Genomic DNA, 20,871 nt, shown 5'->3' with positions numbered 1-20,871 from the left:
GTTCGGTTCAGACCGGCTGCTGCCGCACGACGGTCCCGAACCGGATGTCGTACGGCGTCCCCGGGTGCAGCGTGGCGAGCATCCGCTCCCCCTCGGCGGTGACGTCCTCCCGCTGCGCCTTGGTCAGCCGGTCGAAGGGCTCGACGACGAGAGCGTCCGGGGTGAGCTTCCAGACGCCCGCGAGGAAGCCGTCGACGAGGAGCGTGCAGTAGGCCTGGTTGCCCTGCCAGCTGCGGCCCCAGTACTCCTTGGGCACCACGCGGGTGCGGTCGGCGTGCGAGAGCAGCAGGTTGTCGAACTCCGGCAGGAAGCGGGGCGGGGCCGGGGTGTCCTCGGCGGGGCGCGGGGCGTCGGGAAGATCGAAGAGCTCGACGCCGTTCTCGTCGCGGAAGGTCCGCAGTCGGGGGCGGAGCCGCTCGAAGGCGTCGCGGAGGCGGGTGAGTCCGGCCCAGGTCTGCATGTCCTTGACGGAGGCGGGGCCGAAGGCGGCGAGGTAGCGCAGGACGGTGGCGTCGGGTGCGGGCGCGGGCTCTGCGGGGCGGCCGAGCCAGTGCTCGGCCGTGGTGAGCGCGACCTGGCCGCTCCTGCCCCACAGCCCGCGCGGGGTGACCTGGACGAGGGGGAGCTTGCAGCGGGCGGCGACGGCGAGGGCCTGCGGGTCGGCGTCCGGCCACTCGACGAGAAGGGCCTCGCGCAGCTCCTTCATGGTGCGCGGCTCGGTCTCGACGAGTTCGCGGGCGAGGACGGCGAGGCGGTCGAGGTCGACGCCGGCGAGTCCCTTGCGGAACTGGGTGAGTTCGCGGTCGCGGGCGGCCTGCACGAGGGGCCGCAGGGTGAGGCAGTCCTCGGCGGTGTGGGTGTGGATGGTCGAGCGCATGGTGACGATCCGGACCACCTCCCGCTCCTCCATCAGCTCCGACAGCGCCTGCGGTGTGAACCCGTCGAGGCGGGCGGCGAGCGCGTAGTACGGCGGCCTGACGTTCTGGGCCTGGAGCCCGAGCAGATGCCCGACGGCGGCCTTCGCGGACAGGCCGGACCGGTTCAGGAGCAATTGCCGGTCCAGGGTCGCGCGGTTCAGGGCGCGGATGCCGAGCACGGGGGCCGAGGCGGTCGTCTTCGTCATGGGGAACACGCTAGACGGGCTTGCGGACGGGTTCTGTCCGCAGCTCTCACCGGGTCCTCGCACGGCTCTCCCCAGGATGCGATTCGTCCCGTATACCCTGCTCCGTGATCACGCCTACGTCGGCTCCACCCGAGAGCGAGAGGCTGCCACGATGTCCGAGCGACGCGCCCGCCCCGCCGCGAAGAACCCAGCCGCCAAGAAGGCCAGGAGGTCCGCCTGGCGCCGCGCCCTGACCCCGCCCGCCGCGTCGCCGCAGCCTCCGGCACCCGCCGCCGGGCCGCCCGACGCGGAGACGCCGGAGCCGCCGAGCATCGTCCAGGCGGTCCTGTACCGGGACGGGGTGCGCGTGTCCTCCCCCGCCTCCCTCGCGGACACCTTCCGAGAACTGCGCGAACAGCCCTCCGGCATGGCCTGGATCGGTCTGGCCCGGCCGCCGGAGAGCGAACTCCTCTCCCTGGCCGAGGAGTTCGACCTGCACCCGCTGTCCGTCGAGGACGCGCTGGAGGCCCACCAGCGCCCCAAGCTGGAGCGCTACGGCGACACCCTCTTCGTGGTCCTGCGGGCGGCCCGCTACCTGGACGCCCCCGAGGAGGTCGACTTCGGCGAGCTGCACGTCTTCGTGGGCCCGGACTTCGTGATCACGGTCCGGCACGGGGCGGCCCCCGACCTCTCGGCCGTCCGCCACCGCATGGAACAGACACCGGAGTTGCTGAGGCTGGGCCCCGAGGCCGTCCTCTACGCGATCCTGGACGCGGTGGTCGACGGCTACGCGCCGGTGGTCGCGGGCGTCCAGAACGACATCGACGAGATCGAGACGGAGGTCTTCCGCGGCGACCCGGAGGTCTCCCGCCGCATCTACGAACTCTCCCGGGAGATGGTCGAGTTCCAGCGCGCCACCCGCCCCCTCGTCGGCATGCTGCACGCCCTGATGGCCGGCTTCGCCAAGTACGGCACGGACGAGGAACTCCAGCGCTACCTCCGGGACGTCGCCGACCACGTCACGCACACCAGCGAACGCGTCGACGGCTTCCGCCAGGCCCTCACCGACATCCTCACGGTCAACGCGACCCTGGTCACCCAGCAGCAGAACGCGGAGATGAGGGCGTTGGCGGAGGCGGGGTTCGAACAGAACGAGGAGATCAAGAAGATCTCGTCGTGGGCGGCGATCCTGTTCGCGCCGACGCTGGTGGGGACGATCTACGGGATGAACTTCACGCACATGCCGGAACTGAGCTGGAGGTTCGGGTACCCGTTCGCGATCGGGCTGATGGGCGTGGTCTGTGTGAGCCTGTACGTGATCTTCAAACGACGCGACTGGCTCTGAACGGGCGACCGACGCAGGGCGCGGGGCCCCGGTGAGGCTGCCGCCGGCGTGGCCGCGCACTCCTCCAGCGGGGCCGGCGCAAGGAGCCCCCCGGACGCTCGGCGGCGGGCCGGCCGGGAGCCGCTGACGGAGGTGCGCGTGTCACGCGGCTGTCCCGGAGCGCCCGCCCGTCGCCGCCCAGGGCACTGCTCCGTGCGGCCCCCGGCGGGCGCGCGGGGCTTCAGAGCCAGCCGTTGCGGCGGAAGGCCCGGTACAGCAGTCCCGATCCGAGGGCCATGACGGCCAGGGCGCCCGGATAGCCGTACCGCCAGTCCAGCTCGGGCATGTGGGCGAAGTTCATGCCGTAGATGCCGGCGACCATGGTGGGGATGGCGAGGATGGCCGCCCAGGCGCTGATGCGGCGCATGTCGTCGTTCTGCCACGTGCCCACCTTCGCCAGATGGGCGTCGAGGACGGAGCCGAGGAGGTCGTCCAGGGCGCGCACCTCGGTGTCGGTGCGGGTCAGGTGGTCGGCGACGTCGCGGAAGTACGGCACCGCTTCCCGGGGCCAGTCCTCACGGGGCGCGGTGAACGGCTGCATGACCGGGACCAGCGGCTGGACGGCGTCGCGGAACTCCACCACCTCCCGCTTGAGCGAGTAGATGCGTTCCGTCAGATCGTCGCGCACGGGTGAGAAGACGCAGCGTTCGAGCTCGGTGAGGTCCGCCCGGACCTGCGCCGCGGCCCGGGCGTAGGCGTCGACGATCACGTCCGTGACCGCGTGCAGGACGGCGACCGGCCCGAAGCGGGTCATCCGCGGCTCGGCCGCCAGCCGTCCGGCGGCCTCGGCCGTGGGGTCGAGGGCACCGTGCCGCACGGTCAGCGCGAACGACGGGCCGAGGAAGACCATGATCTCGCCGGTCTCCACGTCGGCGGACCGTTCGACGAACCACAGCGTCTTCACGGCGACCGCCAGCAGGTCGCCGTAGCGCTCCTGTTTCGGCCTCTGATGGGCCTGGACGGCGTCCTCGATCGCCAGTGGATGCAGGTCCAGGTACTTGCCCAGCCTGTGCAGCTCGTCCGGCCGGGGCTCGTCCATCCGGATCCAGGCGAACTCGTCGGGCTCGAGGACGGCCAGGCGGTCGAGGGTGGCCTGGCAGCCGCCGTCCTCCTGCCCGCAGTCGATCTCTTCGCTCTCGCCCGTCGGCTGTCGGTAGATCACACAGTGCATGCCTTTGCGGATGCTTCCGCCGCGGCATTCCATGCATGTCCCGGTGCGGGAGAAGGGAAAGGGGGCCGGTACCGAGAGCGGTACCGGCCCCCTGGGGCAGGTCGGATCAGCCGGGCCAGGCGCCGGTCAGCCTCCGCGTGGCGGTGGCGCCCCCGCGGTCCACGACGGCCTTGACCGCGGCGAAGATCGCACCCTGCAACGTGGCGGCCAGCACCACCTCGCCCCAGTTGCGCTCCTCGTCGGTGGCGTCGGGGGCGTCCTGGTCGTGGCCGAGCATCTTCCACGCCTGCTTGAACACGGCACCGGCGACGACACCGCTGACGGCGCCGATGGCCAGGCCGACCGGCTTGTAGGCGATCTTCGACGCTTTCATGGGTTCATCCCTTGCGGCGGCAGGCCAGCCAGACCACCGCGGCCACGCCGGCGGCCGCCAGCAGCAGGTTGCGGTTGTCGCGTGCCAGCTCCGCACCCCGCGCGGTCTTGTTCTGCACGGGTTCCGGAGCCTTGTCGTGCCAGAGCTGGGTTGCCTGCGCTGTCTTCGTGCGGGCCTGCTCGGCGGCCTGGGCGGCCTTGTCCTTGACCGGGTCGGGCAGCTTGTCCTGCGCCTGATGGGCCAGGTCGGCGGCCTTGGTCTTCAGCTGGCCGGCCTTGACGTGGGCCTGTTCCCTGGCCTGGGCGGCCTTCTGCTGGGCGCGCGCCTTGACGTCGGTCTTGGCGGCGAGTGCCTCGACGGTGTCGCCGAGTTCGTTCCGGGTCTGCTCGACCTGCTCGCGCAGTTCCTCGGGGCTCGAGGCGGTCGGCTCGTCGTGGGGGGGCTGGGTCATCGCTGTGCGCTCTCCTTGATCTCGGCCACGTCGGCCTTCACGTTCTCGATCGTCTGCTCAGGTGTGGGCGGCGCGGCCTTGCTGACCTGCTTCTTTCCGCTCAGGGCCATCACCGCGGCGATCACTCCCAGCACGGCGGTCACGATCAGCGCCGCGGCCCACACGGGAAGCGGCACGGCCAGTGCCGCGATGGCGGTGGCCACCAGGGCCTGGAGCATCAGGAAGCCGACCAGTCCGGCACCGCCGAACAGTCCGCCGCCCTTGCCGTAGCGCTTGCCCTTCTCCTTCATCTCCGCCTGTGCCAGGCGCATCTCACCGCGCACCAGCTCCGTGAGCTGCTGCGAGGCCCGTTGCACCAGCTCGCCCACCGGCTCCTGGCCGGAAGGACGCGTGCTGTGGTCGGTCCCGGACGAGTACGGCTGCGTGCTCGACACGGCCATCACCTCCCATCCCTCTGCCTTTCGTACGGCCGGCTGGTCCGGCCCGTTCCGCCGGCGAGTACCCCGCGGCGCCCGGCTCAGGGCACTCCTGTCGATAAATCTGAACCGGGTCGGCGACGGCCGGCGCGGCCCGCCCGACCCGGCGAACCTCCCTGCTTCTTCCAGGTCAGCGCCTCATCGCGGGCGCGACGGCGCTCACGGCGGCCGCCTATTCGAGCCGGCGGCGGTCTTCCTCGTCCCACTTGCGGGTGTCGCGCGGCTCGACGTACGGCTCCTCGGTCGGCGGGTGGCCGCCGGCGACCGCGCGCTGGCGGATGCCCTCGGCGTCGAACTCCAGGCCGAGCAGGATCGCGATGTTGGTGATCCACAGCCAGATCAGGAAGACGATCACTCCGGCGAAGGTGCCGTAGGTCTTGTTGTAGGAGGCGAAGTTCGCCACGTAGAGCGCGAACCCGGCGGAGGCGATCATCCAGATGACCACCGCGAGGAAGCTGCCCGGGGTGATCCACTTGAAGCCGCGGACCTTCGCGTTGGGGCTGGCCCAGTACAGGATCGCGATCATGAGCGTGACCAGGACGACGAGGACCGGCCACTTCGCGATCGCCCACACGGTCAGGGCCGTGTCACCGACTCCGAGCACGTCCCCCGCCCGCTGGGCCAGGGGGCCGGTGAAGACCACGATCAGGGCACTGACCACGGCGAGGATCATCAGCACGACGGTCAGGGCCAGCCGCAGCGGCAGCACCTTCCACACCGGCCGGCCCTCGGGCACGTCGTACACGGCGTTGGAGGTGCGGATGAACGCCGCCACATAGCCGGACGCCGACCACACGGCGAGGACCAGGCCGACGATCGCCATGACGGAGCCGACGCCGGCGCTGCCCTGCAACTGCTGCACCGCGTTGCGGAGCACGTCGCTGGCGGCGCCCGGCGCCAGCTGCTGGACGTTGTCCAGCACCTTGTCGGTGGTCGACTTCCCGGCGATGCCCAGCAGGGACACCAGCACCAGCAGTGCGGGGAACAGCGACAGGATGCCGTAGTAGGTCAGGCCCGCCGCACGATCGGTGAGCTCGTCCCGCTTGAACTCCTTCAGCGTGCCGCGCAGTGCCGCGGTCCACGACTGCCTCGACATCCCGGTGGGGCTGCTCGGCGCGTTGCGCTCCACGTCCGGCCCCGGCCCGTACCTCGCCGGCTCGTCCTGGCGACCGCGGGAATCGAAGCGGTCGTCGTAGGAGCGGGCGCGGTCGTCGTAGGAGCGGGCGCGGTCGTCGGGGGCAGGGGCGCGGTCGTCGTAGGGATCGGTGCGGCTTTCCTGCCGGGTGCCGTCCTGCTGTTCCTCGTCCTGGGGGGCGGGGCCCTGGGGAACGTTCTGATGCCTGTGTCCGATTCTCATAAGTTTCGACATATCGGGCGGGTAACCACAAATGCCGCAATCACGCGACCGGAAAAGTGGACCCACACTGGCCCCGCAGTACGGATCACCAGGCGACCGCTCCGTGGCGGTCACGGAAGACCCCGGTCGGGCCGTCCGCCCCGATGGTGGCGAGGGCGACGATCGCGTCGGTTCCCTCGGTCACCGTCTGCGGGCCGCTGTGCCCGTTGAAGTCGGTCGCGGTGTAGCCCGGGTCGGCCGCGTTGACCTTCACGTCCGGCAGGGACTTCGCGTACTGCGTGGTCAGCATGGTCACCGCCGCCTTGGACGCCGTGTAGAGGGGTACGACGACCCGGCCCTCGGCGCGCGAGGTGTCATGGGTCAGCTGGAACGACCCCATGCCGCTGGACACGTTGACGACGACCGGGTTCGAGGACCTGCGCAGCAGGGGCAGGAAGGCGTGCGTCACCCGGACGATCCCCACCACGTTGACGTCGAACACCGCCTTCGCGTCGGCGGCCGTGAGTTCGTCGGCGGGAACGTGCGGCCCGGGGACACCCGCGTTGTTGATCAGTACGTCGATGCCGCCCTCGTACGCCGCGACGTCGGCGGCGGCCGCGGCCACCGACGCGTCGTCGGTCACGTCGATCTGCACGAAGCGGGCGCCGAGCGCGTCGGCGGCGGCCCGGCCGCGCTCGGGGTCGCGGGCGCCGACGAGGACGGTGTGCCCGGCCTCGATCAGGCGGCGGGCGGTCTCGTACCCGAGGGACTTGTTGGCTCCTGTGATGAATGTCGTGGTCATGCGTTCACTGTCGGCCCGCGGAGTGCGGACAACCAGTGCCCCGCGCGACGGTAGGACTGCCGGTACCAGGCACGTCGGCCGTGCGGCGGACACAATGGCCGGGTGGACGAGACTCTTGGCACGGCACTGCGCCGCTGGCGCGACCGGCTTTCCCCCACCGACGTCGGGCGGCCCTCCCTCCCCGGACGGCGAGCGGCGGGGCTGCGCCGCGAGGAACTCGCCGATCTCGCGGGGCTTTCGGTCGACTACGTGGTGCGGCTGGAGCAGGGGCGTGCCACGAGCCCTTCGGCGCAGGTCGTCGCGAGCCTGGCCAGGGCCCTGCAACTGCGGCCCGTGGAGCGTGACCACGCCTACCGGCTGGCCGGCCTCCTCCCGCCCCAGGAGGGGACGATCTCCACGCATGTCCCTGCGGGGGTCCAGCGCATGCTGGCCCGCCTCGGCGAGTTCCCCGTGGGGGTGTTCAGCGCCGACTGGACACTGCTGTCCTGGTCCCCCGCGTGGGCGGCGCTCCTGGGCGACCCCGGCGGACGGACACCGCGGGAGCGGAACCTGGTGCGGGCGGTCTTCGCCACGGGGCCCTCGGGGCTCGCGGCCTGGCCGGTGCTCCAGGACGACGAGGCCCTCCTGAGCCCCGCCCTCGTCGCCGATCTGCGCACGGCCCTCGTCGCCTACCCCCGTGACCGCGGACTGATCGACCTCGTCGAGGAGCTGCGCTCCACCAGCACGGAGTTCGCCCGGCTGTGGAACGAGGGCGCGGTCGGACCGCACGTGTCGTCCCGCAAGACCGTCGTGCACCCGCAGGTCGGCGAGGTGAGCTGCGACTGCGACGTGCTCACCGTCCCGGGCTGCGACCTCCGCCTCGTCGTCTACACGGTGGCCGCGGACTCCGCCGACGCGGAGAAACTGGAGTTCCTCCGCGTCACGGGCGGCGTACCCGCCGACGGCCCTCCGCCCCAGGGGCCCGGCCTGTTCTCCACACCCTGACGCCCATCCGGCCGACCTCACGAAACCGTGGGAGACCGGGGTCACAGTGTCGTTGCGGGCAAGGTCACAGCCGTGCCCCCTGCTGCTCCTTTGGTGCTCTGGCCTAGCATCCGAGCATGACGGTCCTGCCTGACGACGGGCTCTCGCTGGCCGCCGAGTTCCCTGACGCGAACCTTGATCAGTGGCACAGCCTGGTGGCGGGTGTCCTGCGCAAGTCGGGCAAGGAAGTCTCCGGCGCGGCAGCGGAGGACGCCCTGTCCACCGCGCTCGAGGACGGGTTGCGCACCCGCCCCCTGTACACCGCGCACGATGCCGCACCCGACCCCGGTCTCCCCGGCTTCGCCCCCTTCGTGCGCGGCGCCCGCCCGGAGGGGAACACCGCCGGCGGCTGGGACGTACGGCAGCGGCACGCGGTCGCCGACAACGGCGCGGTGCTCACGGACCTGGAGAACGGTGTCACCTCGCTGTGGCTGGTCGCCGGAGAGGGCGGCATCCCGGTCGCCTCGCTCGGCCGGCTCCTCGACGGCGTCTACCTCGACCTCGCGCCGGTCGTCCTCGACGCGGGCGGTGAATTCGGTCCGGCGGCAGAGGAGTTGCTGCGGATCCACGACGAGCGCGGCACCGCCGCCGAGGCCGTGCGGGGCAGTCTCGGCGGCGATCCGCTCGGCCACGAGGCGCGCACGGGCGAGGCGTCGGACCTCGCCGCGGTGGTCCCGCTCGCGCGCCGGTGCGCCGAGGAGTACCCGGGGCTGCGGGCACTGACCGTGGACGCGCTGCCGTACCACGAGGCCGGCGGTTCGGCCGCGCAGGAGCTGGGCGCCTCGATCGCCACCGGCGTCGCCTATCTGCGCGGGCTGACCGAGGCCGGGCTGAGCGTCGAACAGGCCTGCGCGCAGCTGGAGTTCCGGTACGCGGCGACGGCCGACCAGTTCCTCACGATCGCCAAGCTGCGCGCCGCGCGCCGGCTGTGGGCGCGGGTCGCCGAGGTGTGCGGGGCGCCCGGTGCCGGGGCGCAGGCGCAGCACGCGGTGGTGTCGCCGGTGATGATGAGCCGCCGCGACCCGTGGGTGAACATGCTGCGGGCGACGATCGCCACCCTGGCCGCCGGGGTCGGCGGCGCGCAGGCCGTCACCGTGCTCCCCTTCGACCACGCGCTCGGCGTGCCGGACGCGTTCGCACGCCGCATCGCCCGCAACACCTCGACGATCCTGGTCGAGGAGTCGCACCTGTCCCGGGTGATCGACCCGGCGGGCGGCTCCTGGTACGTGGAGCGGCTGACCGACGAACTCGCCGAGGCCGCCTGGCGGTTCTTCCGGACCATCGAACGCGACGGCGGCCAGGCGGCCGTCCTGCGCTCCGGCAGGCTCCGCACGGACCTGGCGACGACGTGGGCGCAGCGCTCCAAGCGGCTCGCCACCCGCCGCGAACCCATCACCGGCGTCAGCGAGTTCCCGCACCTCGGCGAGAAGCCCGTGGAGCGCGCCCCCGCGCCCGAGCCCCGGACCGGCGGCCTGCCCCGCGTGCGGCGCGACGAGGCGTACGAGGAGCTGCGCGCCCGCTCCGACGCCCACCTCGCCGCGACCGGCTCCCGGCCCCGCGTCTTCCTGGCCGCGATCGGCCCGGCCGCAGCCCACACCGCGCGCCTGACCTTCGCCGCCAACCTCTTCCAGGCCGGCGGCATCGAGCCCGTCACCGAGGGCACCTTCGAGGAGAGCGGCGCCACCGAGGCCTGTCTGTGCTCCAGCGACGCGCTGTACGAGGAGCAGGCCGAGAGCGTCGCGGAGACCCTCAGGTCGGCAGGTGCCCGGCACGTGTTCCTCGCCGGGCGTCCCGGGCAGTACTCCGGCGTGGACTCCTACGTCTTCGCGGGCTGCGACGCAGTAGCCGTGCTCACCGCCACCCTCGACCGCATGGGAGTGTCCTGATGTCCAGCATCCCCGACTTCACCGGGATCGAGCTGGGGATCCCGGCCGCCGAGGGCGGCGCCGACGAGTGGCGTACGGCCGTCAAGAACGCCACCGAGGGCTCCGATCCGGTGTGGGAGACCCCGGAGGGCATCGAGGTCAAGCCGCTCTACACCGGCGCCGACCTGGAGGGCCTGGACTTCCTCGACACGTACCCGGGTCTGGCCCCGTACCTGCGCGGCCCGTACCCGACGATGTACGTCAACCAGCCCTGGACGATCCGCCAGTACGCGGGCTTCTCCACGGCCGAGGAGTCCAACGCCTTCTATCGGCGCAACCTCGCCGCCGGACAGAAGGGCCTGTCGGTCGCCTTCGACCTGCCCACGCACCGCGGCTACGACAGCGACCACCCGCGCGTGACCGGTGACGTCGGCATGGCGGGCGTGGCGATCGACTCGATCTACGACATGCGGCAGCTGTTCGACGGCATCCCGCTGGACAAGATGTCCGTGTCGATGACGATGAACGGTGCCGTCCTGCCCGTGCTGGCGCTGTACATCGTGGCGGCGGAGGAACAGGGCGTACCGCCCGAGAAGTTGGCCGGGACCATCCAGAACGACATCCTCAAGGAGTTCATGGTCCGCAACACCTACATCTATCCGCCGAAGCCGTCGATGCGGATCATCTCCGACATCTTCGCCTTCACCTCGCAGCGGATGCCCCGCTACAACTCCATCTCCATCTCCGGCTACCACATCCAGGAGGCGGGCGCGACGGCCGACCTGGAGCTGGCGTACACCCTCGCGGACGGCGTCGAGTACATCCGTGCGGGCCGCGAAGCCGGCCTGGACGTGGACGCGTTCGCGCCCCGGCTGTCGTTCTTCTGGGCGATCGGCATGAACTTCTTCATGGAGATCGCCAAGCTGCGCGCGGCGCGGCTGCTGTGGGCGAAGCTGGTCAAGCAGTTCGACCCGCAGAACGCCAAGTCGCTTTCCCTGCGCACCCATTCGCAGACCTCGGGCTGGTCGCTGACCGCGCAGGACGTGTTCAACAACGTCACGCGCACCTGCGTCGAGGCGATGGCGGCCACCCAGGGCCACACCCAGTCGCTGCACACCAACGCCCTCGACGAGGCACTGGCGCTGCCCACCGACTTCTCCGCGCGCATCGCCCGCAACACCCAGCTCCTGATCCAGCAGGAGTCGGGCACGACCCGGGTCATCGACCCGTGGGGCGGCAGCGCGTACGTGGAGCGGCTGACGTACGACCTAGCCCGCAGGGCCTGGCAGCACATCCAGGAGGTGGAGGCGGCGGGCGGCATGGCCAGGGCGATCGACGCCGGCATCCCCAAGCTGCGCATCGAGGAGGCCGCGGCCCGCACCCAGGCCCGCATCGACTCCGGCCGGCAGCCGGTGATCGGCGTCAACAAGTACCGCGTCGAGACCGACGAGGCCATCGAGGTCCTCAAGGTCGACAACTCCTCCGTGCGGGCCCAGCAGATCGAGAAGCTGCGGCGGCTGCGTGCCGAGCGGGACGAGACGGCCTGCCGGGACGCCCTGGACGCGCTGACCCGGGCGGCCGACGGCGACGGCAACCTCCTGGAGCTGGCCGTGCACGCGGCCCGCGCGAAGGCCACCGTCGGTGAGATCTCCGACGCCCTGGAGAAGGTGTACGGCCGGCACGCGAGCCAGATCCGTACGATCTCCGGCGTGTACCGCAACGAAGCAGGGGAGTCCCCGTCCGTGGACCGCACCCGCACCCTGGTGGACGCCTTCGAGGAGGCCGAGGGCCGCCGGCCGCGCATCCTGGTCGCCAAGATGGGTCAGGACGGCCACGACCGCGGCCAGAAGGTCATCGCCACCGCCTTCGCCGACCTGGGCTTCGACGTCGACGTCGGCCCGCTGTTCCAGACCCCGGGCGAGGTGGCCCGCCAGGCGGTGGAGGCGGACGTGCACATCGTCGGCGTCTCGTCGCTGGCGGCCGGTCACCTCACCCTCGTACCGGCGCTGAAGGAGGCGCTGGCCGAGGAGGGCCGGGAGGACATCATGATCGTGGTGGGCGGGGTGATCCCGCCGCAGGACGTGCCGACCCTGCTGGAGATGGGCGCGGCGGCCGTGTTCCCGCCGGGGACGGTGATCCCGGACGCGGCGTACGACCTGGTGGAGCGTCTGTCGGCCGACCTCGGGCACGGGCAGTGATCGATCTCGACGCGTATGTGAAGGGTGTCCTCGACGGGAAGCGGGCGATCGTCGCCCGGGCGATCACGCTCGTCGAGTCCACCCATCCCCGACACCGGTCGCTGGCCCAGGAGTTGCTGACCGAACTGCTCCCGCACAGCGGCCGGGCGCGGCGGATCGGGGTCAGCGGGGTGCCGGGTGTCGGGAAGTCGACGTTCATCGACGCGTTCGGCACGATGCTGACCTCACTGGGGCACCGGGTGGCCGTGCTCGCGGTGGACCCGTCCTCCAGCCGCACCGGCGGTTCGATCCTGGGCGACAAGACCCGCATGGAACGCCTGGCCGTCGACCCGAACGCCTTCGTACGGCCCTCCCCCAGCGCGGGCACGCTCGGCGGGGTGGCGAAGGCGACCCGGGAGTCGATCGTGGTGATGGAGGCGGCGGGCTACGACGTGATCCTGGTCGAGACGGTCGGTGTCGGGCAGTCGGAGACCGCGGTGGCCGACATGGTCGACTCCTTCCTGCTGCTGAGCCTGGCCCGCACCGGCGACCAGCTCCAGGGCATCAAGAAGGGCGTCCTGGAACTCGCCGACGTGATCGCGGTCAACAAGGCGGACGGCCCGCACGAGCGCGACGCCCGCGCGGCCGCGCGTGAACTGGCGGGCGCGCTGCGGCTGATGCACGGCAAGGACGCCTTCTGGACTCCCCCGGTGCTCAGTTGCAGCGCCCGCGAGTCGACGGGCCTGGACGAGGTGTGGGAGCGCCTCGAACAGCACCGCACGCTCCTCGACTCCACCGGGCGGCTCACCGCCAAGCGGCGGGACCAGCAGGTCGGCTGGGCCTGGGCGATGGTCCGGGACGAACTCCTCGGCCGTCTGCACGCCGACCCGAACGTGCAGTCACTCGCCCCGGTTCTCGAACAGCAGGTCAGGGAAGGCCGTTTGACGGCCACGCTGGCCGCGGAGCGCATCCTCGAGGCGTTCGGCGGCACGGCGGGCGACTGACCGCCCGGCTTCGGCGGTACGGGGCGCTGCGGCGGGGAGCCACAGAGGCTCCGAGGGGAGCCACGGAGGCTGCGGCGGGGAGTCACGGGGGCTGCCCGGTGATCGTCTCCCCGCTGCGCCCGCCGACCGCCGACGACCAAGCCGTCGTACGGCACCCTCGGCGGCATCGCCCACATGCCCGAGCCGCGCCGCGGGAGTCGGCCCGGCGGCCCGCGCCCGCTACCGCGGTCCCGCCTCCCCCTGCCCGGTCTGCCGCACCCTGGCGACGGCCGCCGCCATCTGCTGCTGCACCGGTGCGGGCACCGGTTCGCCGTGGACGGCGCCCACCAGACCCTGGGCGAGGTTGTGCATCTTGGTGTTGGTGTTCTGGGAGGCGGTGACGAGCACCGTCCAGGCGTCCTCGGCGTTCAGCCCGAAGGAGGCCATGACGATCCCGCGGGCGACGTCGATGGCCGGCCGGGTCTGCATCGCCCGGCGCAACTGGCCGACCTCCAGGCGCAGTTCCTGGTCGACGTCCATGGACCGGGGCTGTTCCTCCGAGTCGGGTACGGGTCCGGCGGCCGGGGCGGAGCCGTCGGGCGTGCCGGCTTGTTCCGTCACGAACAGCTCCCGGGCACCGGTCAGGTCGAGCAGGCGTCCGACGGTCGGACTGTACGCCCGGACCGTGACCGTCTTGCCCTGGTCGAGGGCCTCCCGGCGCAGGCTCAGCAGGACGTTGAGGCCACCGCAGTCGCAGAACCCGACCTCGCTGAGGTCGAGGTCCACGCCGGTGGCCGAGCGGTCGAGGACGGCGTACAGCTCGGGCTCGAGCTCCTCGGCGCCGACGTCGAACTCGCCACGGCAGGTGACAATCGTCCGCTCCCCGGCCACCACGGCCTCGATCGAGGCCAGACACGGCGGGCGCACGTCCAGCGTGGCGAGGGGCTGCGCCAGGCGCGCAGGTTCCGGCATGGCCCTCTCCCTCATGTGCTCACTGCCTCTGCCCCTCAGATTCCCCTCTGCCGTCAACATACGTCAACTAATACACGAAATAAAGTTCAGGTTTTTGAATGCGTGAATGTCTGGTCGCTAGACTGCTGCCATGGATGGAGTGCCCGAGCCTCACACCGGATGGACGTTCGTCACCAACCACGCGCGCGTGCTGGCCGCGATCGCCGACAACCCCAGCACCAGGATCCGCGACATCGCCGCGCACTGCCGACTGACCGAACGCGCCGTACAGAAGATCATTTCCGATCTGGAGCAGGACGGATACCTCTCGCACGTGCGGGAGGGGCGTACCAACACCTACCGAATCGACCCCGGCAAGGTGCTGCGCCATCCCGCCGAGGCGGGCCTGACGGTGGCCTCGCTGCTCTCGCTGCTCGTCCAGGACGAGGCCGACCGCAGCCCGTTCGGCGACCACGGCCCGCTCACCGACAGCCGACGGCCCACCCTGGCCTGACACCCGCGGCGCACGGCACCTGCCCCGGCCCGGGCCCCGGCAGGCACGTCGGCTTGGACAGGCACGCGAGGGCGGCCTCGTACCGGCCCGTCGACGGTTCGCTCCCCCCACTCCATCGAGGGGCGAACCGGCCTCGCACCCGGCGGCGCCGCCCCGCCGGCACCGCGGCGCACGGCGACTCGCCCATCGGCGGCGGTGAGGTTCCGGCAACGTCGCGTTCATGACACCCGGCGACGTCGGCAACAACCGCTCCCTAGCGTGACGGACCGTGGGACCGAGTCGTACAGAGGGCGAGGACCGCTCGTCCCGGCCCGTCGACTCCCCGGCCTGCCGACGACGCCACGCGGGGCTCCCACGCATCCCCCACCGCCCGCTCCACCTGGGAGGCGTGACATGAGCACCACAGAGTCACGGCCGGCAACGGCAGCCCCGTCGACATCCGCCGACCAGGCGGTCAAGGAGACCCTGGAGGACTACACCCTCCGCTTCGCGCCCCGCAGTTACCGCCGCTGGACCCCCATGGTCGTGGCCACCACCGCCCTCGGCGGCATCGCCTACATGGCCGACTTCTCCATCGGCGCGGGCATCGGCCTGGCCCACGGCACCGGCAACGCGCTCGTGGCGATCGCCGTCGCCGCCGTCGTCATCTTCGTCACCGGCTTCCCCCTCGCCTACTACGGCGCTCGCTACAACATCGACCTCGACCTGATCACCCGCGGCTCCGGCTTCGGCTACTACGGCTCGGTCCTCACCAGCGTCATCTTCGCGAGCTTCACCTTCATCTTCTTCGCCCTCGAAGGCTCGATCATGGCCCAGGGCCTCAAGCTCGGCCTCGGACTCCCGCTGTGGCTGGGCTACCTGGTCTCCACGCTCATGGTCATCCCCCTGGTGATCTACGGCATGAAGGCGCTGAGCAAGCTCCAGGTGTGGACGACCCCGGTCTGGCTGCTGCTGATGATCGGCCCGCTGGTCTACCTGGTCGCCACCGACCCGGGCACCGTCGACCGCTTCCTGGCCTACGCGGGCACCGACGGCGACGGCGGGGTCGACACCGCGTCCGTGCTGCTCGGCGCGGGCGTGTGCCTCTCGCTCATCGCGCAGATCGGTGAGCAGATCGACTACCTGCGCTTCATGCCGCCCAAGACCGAGGCGAACAAGCGCACCTGGTGGACCGCGGTCGTCATGGCCGGCCCGGGCTGGGTGGTGCTCGGCGCGCTCAAGCAGGCCATCGGCGTCTTCCTCGCGGTGTACATCCTGGCCGCGGTGGGGCCGGGCGCGGCCCCCGAGCCGATCCAGCAGTTCAAGGGCGCCTTCGACGCGATGATGCCGTCCTGGATGGTGATTCCGCTGGCCGTGGTCCTCGTGGTGATCAGCCAGATCAAGATCAACGTGACGAACGCCTACTCCGGCTCGCTCGCCTGGACCAACTCCTTCACCCGGCTCACCGGGCACTACCCGGGCCGCATGGTCTTCGTCCTGGTCAACCTGGGCGTCGCCCTGGCCCTGATGGAGGCCGACATGTTCAGCTTCCTCAACGACATCCTGGGCTTCTACTCGAACTGCGCGATCGCCTGGGTCGTCACCGTCGCCACCGACATCGGCATCAACAAGTACGTGCTCGAACTCTCCCCGCGCGCCCCCGAGTTCCGCCGGGGCATGCTCCACGCGGTCAACCCCGTGGGCGTGGTGTCCTTCGTCGCCGCGTCCGGCCTGTCCATCGCGATGTACTTCCACGCCCTGGGCGACACGCTCCAGCCGTACTCCCCGGTCGCCGCCGCCGTGATCGCGTTCGTCCTCACCCCGCTGATGGCGGTCGTCACCAAGGGCAGGTACTACCTGCGCCGCACCGGCGACGGCATCGACGAGCCGATGCTGGACGCGGACGGCAACCCGAGCGCCGTCACCTACGACTGCCACGTCTGCCGGCAGCCCTACGAGCGCCCCGACCTGGCCGCCTGCGCCACCCACGACGCGGTGGTCTGCTCCCTGTGCCTGAGCACGGACAAGGCCGGCGACCACGTGCTGCCCGCCACGGCCTGATCCGGACGGCGGCGGGCGCCGGTCCCTCCGCACGCCGGTCCTTCCGCACGCCGGGACAGCCGGCCTCGCCGAGCCGCCGCGGCCTCCCCGGTCGCGGCCGCTCGGCTTCCGACCGCCGCTCGGGGACCGCCGACCTGTCCCCGCATCGCCGCACCACCCCTCCGGTACGACCCGGGCGCGTGCCCCTGCCGGGCCCGCCGCGGCCGTACCGTGCAGGACGCCTGGGCCTCGTACGTCAGGCCGCCGTCCCGAACCACCTCGCCAGATGAACCCGCAGTTCGCGCTGGTCCTCGCCGGCCCACGCCACATGACCGTCCGGACGGAGCAGGACGGCGGGGGCGTCCAGTCCCTCGGCCGTGTCGACGACGTGGTCCACGCGGTCCGCCCAGCCCTCGACCGACAGGCGCCCGGTGCGGTCGAGCAGCAGTCCGCGGCCGTCGTGCGTCAGCTCGTAGAGGCGGCCGCGGCCGAGGGTGAGGTCCCGCAGGCGCCGGCCTGCCAGTGCGTGGCCGGCACCGAAGTCGTAGCGGACGCCGATCGCGGTGATCTGCTCGATCAGGTACCGGTTCACCTCGTCGAAGTCCATCAGGCGGGACAGCAGCCGGCGCACCGCCTGCGGCCCGGGCTCGGTGGACAGCAGCTCCATCTGCGCACGGGTGTTGTCGAGCACCTCGGCGGCTACCGGATGCCGTTCGGCGTGGTAGCTGTCCAGCAGGTCCGCGGGTGCCCAGCCGGCCACCTCGGCGGCCAGTTTCCAGCCCAGGTTGAACGCGTCCTGCACACCGAGGTTGAGGCCCTGTCCGCCCACCGGCGGGTGGACGTGGGCCGCGTCTCCGGCCAGCAGCACCCGGCCGACCCGGTAGCGGTCGGCCTGCCGCGTGGCGTCGCCGAAGCGGGAGAGCCAGCGCGGTGAGTGCACACCGAAGTCGGTGCCCGCGACCGCCCGGAGCTGTCGCTTGAACTCCTCCAGGGTCGGCGCGACCGAGCGGTCCCCGCTCACCTCCGCGGCGGGCACCACGACCCGGTACACACCGTCCCCGACCGGCCCGAGCCCGAACACCTTCCGGGTCCGCCGGATCTCGGACACCACGGCGGTCACCTCCTCCGGCTCCACCCCCACCTCCATCGCGCCGAGCAGCGTCTCGGTCCTGGCGGGTGCGCCGGGGAAGCCCACGCCGAGCAGCTTGCGCACGGTACTGCGGCCGCCGTCGCAGCCCACGAGGTAGCGCGAGCGCAGCCGCGTACCGTCGGCGAACTCGGCGCTCACCCCGTCCCCGTCCTGGCTCAGCCCCACGACTTCGCAGCCGCGCCGGATCTCGGCGCCCAGTTCGACGGCACGCTCGGCCAGCAGGCGGTCGGTGACGGTCTGCGGGATGGCGAGGATGTACGCGTGCGCGGTGTCGAGCCCGTCCGGCCAGGGCCGGTCGATGCCGGCGAAGTAGCCGCCCGCCGTGAACCGCCTGCCGTGCGCGAGGAACCGCTCCAGCAGCCCCCGCTGGTCCATCACCTCGATGCTGCGCACGTGCAGGCCGAGCGAGCGGACGACCTCCGTGGGCTCGGGCGCCTTCTCCAGCACGACCACCCGCACACCGTGCAGCCGCAGTTCGGCCGCCAGCATCAGTCCGGTCGGTCCGCCGCCGACGACGATCACGTCGATCATCGGATCCCCCTCCGTGGTTCGGACGGCGATTGTGCGGCACGACGGGGATCTTGCCGCAAGGCCCCCCAGGAGCTGTACGTTGAAGAGGGCGAGGAGAGCGGTGTTCTCCTCGCCCTCGGTCATGTGCGTCCTGGTTCAGGACGGCTGGAGATAGCGCGCCAGCAGGTCGTCCAGCGTGACCATTCCCGTGAGCCCGCCGGCCGCGTCCCGTACGACCGCCAGGGACGCCCGGTTGCGGCGCAGGAGGTCGATGGCGTCGGCGACCTTGGTGTCCTCGGTCAGCTCCGGGACCGGGCGGGCCAGCGTGCGGGCGGTGCCGGTGCGGCCCTGGGCCCGGGCCACCAGGGCGTCGCGGGCGTGCAGCGAACCGAGCACGACGTCGCCCTCGCGGACCAGCATGCGGGTGCGGTCGTGGTCGGCGGCCGTGCGCAGGACGGCGTCGAGGTCGGCGGTGCCCGGTACCGAGGTGATCCCGGCGGCCGGGACACGGAGCTCGCCGACCGGGGTCTCGGGCTCGGTGAGCGACCGGGTGAGCAGGTCCGAGTCGGCCGTGCTGATCAGTCCGAGGCGCTCCGACTCCTCGACGAGGTGGGTGAGTTGCTCGCGGTTGTGCACGGCGGCCAGCTCGTCGCGCGGGGTGACCCGGCACAGCCGTACCAGTGCGTTGCTCATCCTGTTCAGCAGCGAGATCAGCGGCCGGACCGCTTTGACCACACCCCGGAAGGGCGGCGAGAGCAGCATCGCGGAGCGCTCGGGGTGGGCGATCGCCCAGGACTTGGGGGCCATCTCGCCGACCACCATGTGCAGGAACACCACGACGACCATGGCGAACACGAAGGCCACGCCGTAGCTGAGGGCACTGGGCAGACCCAGGCCGTGCAACAGCGGGTCCAGTGCGTGGGAGATGGCGGGCTTGGAGACCGAGCCGAGGCCCAGTGTGCAGACGGTGATGCCGAGTTGGGCGCCGGCGAGCATCAGCGACAGCTCGCGCATTCCGGCCAGGGCCGCCTTCGCCCCGCGCCGCCCCTCGGCCGCTGCCCGCTCCATGCGGTGCCGCTTGGCGGCGACCAGCGCGAACTCTGCGGCCACGAAGAAGCCGCTGCCGATCAGCAGCAGGACGGTGACGAAGAGTGCCGTCGGGAAGCTCATGCCGCATCCGTCCTCTCCAGGCGGACGCGCTCCGGCACGTGCCGGTCCAGCGTCCGTACGTCGATCACCGCGCGTCCGCCGCCGGACAGGTCGACGGTGATCCGGTCGCCGATCGCCGGGAAGCGGCCCAGCCGGTCGACGATCAGTCCGGCCACCGTGTCGTAGTCCTCCTCCTCGGGCAGTGCGACACCGGTGGCCTCGGCGACCTCGTCGAGCCGGCGGCCGGCGTCCACCAGCCAGCCGGGGCCGTCCGCCACCGCGATCTCGGTGACGGTGTCGGTCTCGTCGGCGATGTCGCCGACCAGTTCCTCGGCGATGTCCTCGTAGGTGACGATGCCGGCGACGCCGCCGTGCTCGTCCAGGACGACCGCGAACTCTTCGTCCCGCTCCCGCATCTGCTCGACCGCCTCCGGGAGCGGGAGGGTGTCGGGCAGCAGCAGCGGGGTGCGGGCGAGGGCGCCCGCGGTGGCACTGCTCAGCCGGCCGGCCGGCAGGCGCATCAGCTCCCGTACGCCCAGGACGCCCGGGACGTCGTCGGGATGGTCGCCGAGGACGGGGTAGGTGGAGTGGCCGTGCTCGGCGATCAGGTCGACGGCCTCGGCGGCCGTGGCGTCCTTGCGCACGAAGACGGCGTCGACGCGCGGGACCATCACCTCGTCGAGCGTGCGCTCGGAGAACTCCAGGGCGTGGTCGAGGAGTTCGGCGGTGTCCCGGGGCAGTTCGCCCTGTTCGTGGGACTCGCCGATGAGATGGCCGAGCTCCTCCAGGGTGGCGCCGTGGTGGAGTTCCTCGACCGGTTCGATGCCGGCCGTGCGGAGCAGGCGGTCGGCCGCCCCGTCGAAAACGCGCACCAGGGGGCCGACGACCTTGAGGTAGCCGAGCGTGGAGGGGGCGAGGGCCTTGGCGAGCCGTTCCGGGACGGCGAGCGCGAGGTTCTTCGGGGCCAGCTCGCCGAGGACCATCTGGACGACGGTGGCCAGGACGAAGGCCAGCACGACGGAGATCCCGCCGACAGCCCCCTCGGGGACGCCCAGGCCGGTGAGGGCCGGCTCCAGCAGGGCGGAGACCGAGGGTTCGGCGATGAAGCCGACGACCAGACCGGTGACGGTGATGCCGAGCTGGGCGCCGGACAGCATGAAGGACAGCCGCTCCAGCACCTTCAGCGCGCGGGCGGCCCTGCGGTCGCCGGCCTCCGCCTCCCGGGACAGGGCGAGCCGGTCCGCGGAGACGTACGCGAACTCCTGGGCGACGAAGTATCCGGTGCCGGCGGTCAGCAGGAACACGGCCAGCAGGCCGAGAAGAGCACTCGTGGTACTCAACGGCGGGTCGATCGGGTCGGGCGGGAGTCCGTCGGTGTGGCGGACACGGGCTTGCTCCTTCAGTAGTGATGTGCGCTGTGTGAACGGCCGGGACG

General features: G+C 71.8%; 18 protein-coding genes. 7 read left to right on the top strand and 11 right to left on the bottom strand.

Annotated elements, in window-relative coordinates:
* Nucleotides 1–7: 7 nt before the first annotated feature.
* The gene (locus tag ACIQJT_RS20630) at nucleotides 8–1,123 is read right to left on the bottom strand and encodes a winged helix DNA-binding domain-containing protein (protein ID WP_402645400.1); all 1,116 of its coding nucleotides are present in this window, start codon (nucleotides 1,121–1,123) and stop codon (nucleotides 8–10) included.
* A 151-nt stretch (nucleotides 1,124–1,274) separates the two neighbouring features.
* On the opposite strand from ACIQJT_RS20630, the gene ACIQJT_RS20625 reads away from it, so the two are divergent.
* Nucleotides 1,275–2,447 carry a magnesium and cobalt transport protein CorA gene (locus tag ACIQJT_RS20625; protein ID WP_402645397.1) on the top strand — a complete coding sequence of 391 codons (1,173 nt, stop codon included), beginning with the start codon at nucleotides 1,275–1,277 and terminating at the stop codon, nucleotides 2,445–2,447.
* Between the two features lie 220 nt (nucleotides 2,448–2,667).
* Here ACIQJT_RS20625 and ACIQJT_RS20620 read toward each other — a convergent pair whose 3' ends face one another.
* The 6 genes from ACIQJT_RS20620 to ACIQJT_RS20595 form a co-directional block, all read right to left on the bottom strand.
* On the bottom strand, nucleotides 2,668–3,657 hold the full coding sequence (locus tag ACIQJT_RS20620; RefSeq protein WP_365458223.1) for a magnesium and cobalt transport protein CorA: 990 nt from the start codon (nucleotides 3,655–3,657) through the stop codon (nucleotides 2,668–2,670).
* A 106-nt stretch (nucleotides 3,658–3,763) separates the two neighbouring features.
* Nucleotides 3,764–4,030 carry a DUF4235 domain-containing protein gene (locus tag ACIQJT_RS20615; RefSeq protein ID WP_365458220.1) on the bottom strand — a complete coding sequence of 89 codons (267 nt, stop codon included), beginning with the start codon at nucleotides 4,028–4,030 and terminating at the stop codon, nucleotides 3,764–3,766.
* Nucleotides 4,031–4,034: 4 nt separating this feature from the next.
* On the bottom strand, nucleotides 4,035–4,481 hold the full coding sequence (locus ACIQJT_RS20610; protein WP_365458217.1) for a DUF3618 domain-containing protein: 447 nt from the start codon (nucleotides 4,479–4,481) through the stop codon (nucleotides 4,035–4,037).
* Entirely contained in the window at nucleotides 4,478–4,921 is a 444-nt protein-coding gene (locus ACIQJT_RS20605; RefSeq protein WP_373413186.1) for a phage holin family protein, read from the bottom strand. Before ACIQJT_RS20605 ends, ACIQJT_RS20610 begins: the two co-directional genes overlap by 4 nt.
* 208 nt (nucleotides 4,922–5,129) lie before the next feature.
* Entirely contained in the window at nucleotides 5,130–6,314 is a 1,185-nt protein-coding gene (locus ACIQJT_RS20600) for a YihY/virulence factor BrkB family protein (protein WP_402645393.1), read from the bottom strand.
* A gap of 85 nt (nucleotides 6,315–6,399) precedes the next feature.
* Entirely contained in the window at nucleotides 6,400–7,095 is a 696-nt protein-coding gene (locus ACIQJT_RS20595; protein ID WP_402645390.1) for an SDR family NAD(P)-dependent oxidoreductase, read from the bottom strand.
* Between the two features lie 102 nt (nucleotides 7,096–7,197).
* On the opposite strand from ACIQJT_RS20595, the gene ACIQJT_RS20590 reads away from it, so the two are divergent.
* The 4 genes from ACIQJT_RS20590 to meaB all read left to right on the top strand — a co-directional run bounded on the left by ACIQJT_RS20590 (nucleotide 7,198) and on the right by meaB (nucleotide 13,164).
* Nucleotides 7,198–8,079, top strand: coding sequence for a helix-turn-helix transcriptional regulator (locus ACIQJT_RS20590; RefSeq protein ID WP_402645387.1), 882 nt, complete (start codon nucleotides 7,198–7,200; stop codon nucleotides 8,077–8,079).
* A gap of 116 nt (nucleotides 8,080–8,195) precedes the next feature.
* Nucleotides 8,196–10,004: a methylmalonyl-CoA mutase family protein gene (locus ACIQJT_RS20585; RefSeq protein WP_402645384.1), complete on the top strand. Its 1,809-nt coding sequence runs from the start codon at nucleotides 8,196–8,198 to the stop codon at nucleotides 10,002–10,004.
* Nucleotides 10,004–12,181: a methylmalonyl-CoA mutase gene (scpA, locus tag ACIQJT_RS20580; protein ID WP_402645382.1), complete on the top strand. Its 2,178-nt coding sequence runs from the start codon at nucleotides 10,004–10,006 to the stop codon at nucleotides 12,179–12,181. The genes ACIQJT_RS20585 and scpA overlap by 1 nt, the downstream gene beginning before the upstream one ends.
* Nucleotides 12,178–13,164: a methylmalonyl Co-A mutase-associated GTPase MeaB gene (meaB, locus tag ACIQJT_RS20575; protein WP_365458199.1), complete on the top strand. Its 987-nt coding sequence runs from the start codon at nucleotides 12,178–12,180 to the stop codon at nucleotides 13,162–13,164. Before scpA ends, meaB begins: the two co-directional genes overlap by 4 nt.
* Before the next feature lie 219 nt (nucleotides 13,165–13,383).
* On the opposite strand, the gene ACIQJT_RS20570 is transcribed toward meaB, so the two are convergent.
* On the bottom strand, nucleotides 13,384–14,115 hold the full coding sequence (locus ACIQJT_RS20570) for an ANTAR domain-containing protein (protein ID WP_402645379.1): 732 nt from the start codon (nucleotides 14,113–14,115) through the stop codon (nucleotides 13,384–13,386).
* 130 nt (nucleotides 14,116–14,245) lie between these two features.
* On the opposite strand from ACIQJT_RS20570, the gene ACIQJT_RS20565 reads away from it, so the two are divergent.
* Together ACIQJT_RS20565 and ACIQJT_RS20560 are read left to right on the top strand one after the other, a co-directional pair.
* Nucleotides 14,246–14,608, top strand: coding sequence for a winged helix-turn-helix domain-containing protein (locus ACIQJT_RS20565; protein WP_365458193.1), 363 nt, complete (start codon nucleotides 14,246–14,248; stop codon nucleotides 14,606–14,608).
* A 393-nt stretch (nucleotides 14,609–15,001) separates the two neighbouring features.
* Nucleotides 15,002–16,648 carry a purine-cytosine permease family protein gene (locus tag ACIQJT_RS20560; protein WP_402645376.1) on the top strand — a complete coding sequence of 549 codons (1,647 nt, stop codon included), beginning with the start codon at nucleotides 15,002–15,004 and terminating at the stop codon, nucleotides 16,646–16,648.
* Nucleotides 16,649–16,883: 235 nt separating this feature from the next.
* On the opposite strand, the gene rox is transcribed toward ACIQJT_RS20560, so the two are convergent.
* From rox to ACIQJT_RS20545, 3 genes are all read right to left on the bottom strand, one after another.
* A complete protein-coding gene (gene rox / locus ACIQJT_RS20555; RefSeq protein WP_402645373.1) occupies nucleotides 16,884–18,308 on the bottom strand; it encodes a rifampin monooxygenase in 1,425 nt (474 codons plus the stop codon).
* Nucleotides 18,309–18,443: 135 nt separating this feature from the next.
* Nucleotides 18,444–19,457 (bottom strand): hemolysin family protein, encoded by a 1,014-nt coding sequence (locus ACIQJT_RS20550; protein WP_402645371.1) that lies wholly within the window; start codon nucleotides 19,455–19,457, stop codon nucleotides 18,444–18,446.
* Nucleotides 19,454–20,776 carry a hemolysin family protein gene (locus tag ACIQJT_RS20545; protein WP_402645368.1) on the bottom strand — a complete coding sequence of 441 codons (1,323 nt, stop codon included), beginning with the start codon at nucleotides 20,774–20,776 and terminating at the stop codon, nucleotides 19,454–19,456. Before ACIQJT_RS20545 ends, ACIQJT_RS20550 begins: the two co-directional genes overlap by 4 nt.
* Between the last annotated feature and the right edge of the window lie 95 nt (nucleotides 20,777–20,871).

This window comes from Streptomyces sp. NPDC091972, assembly GCF_044756385.1.
Taxonomy (GTDB): domain Bacteria; phylum Actinomycetota; class Actinomycetes; order Streptomycetales; family Streptomycetaceae; genus Streptomyces.
Note: the sequence above shows the minus strand (reverse complement) of the source record. Positions and strands in the feature narration are given on the sequence as shown.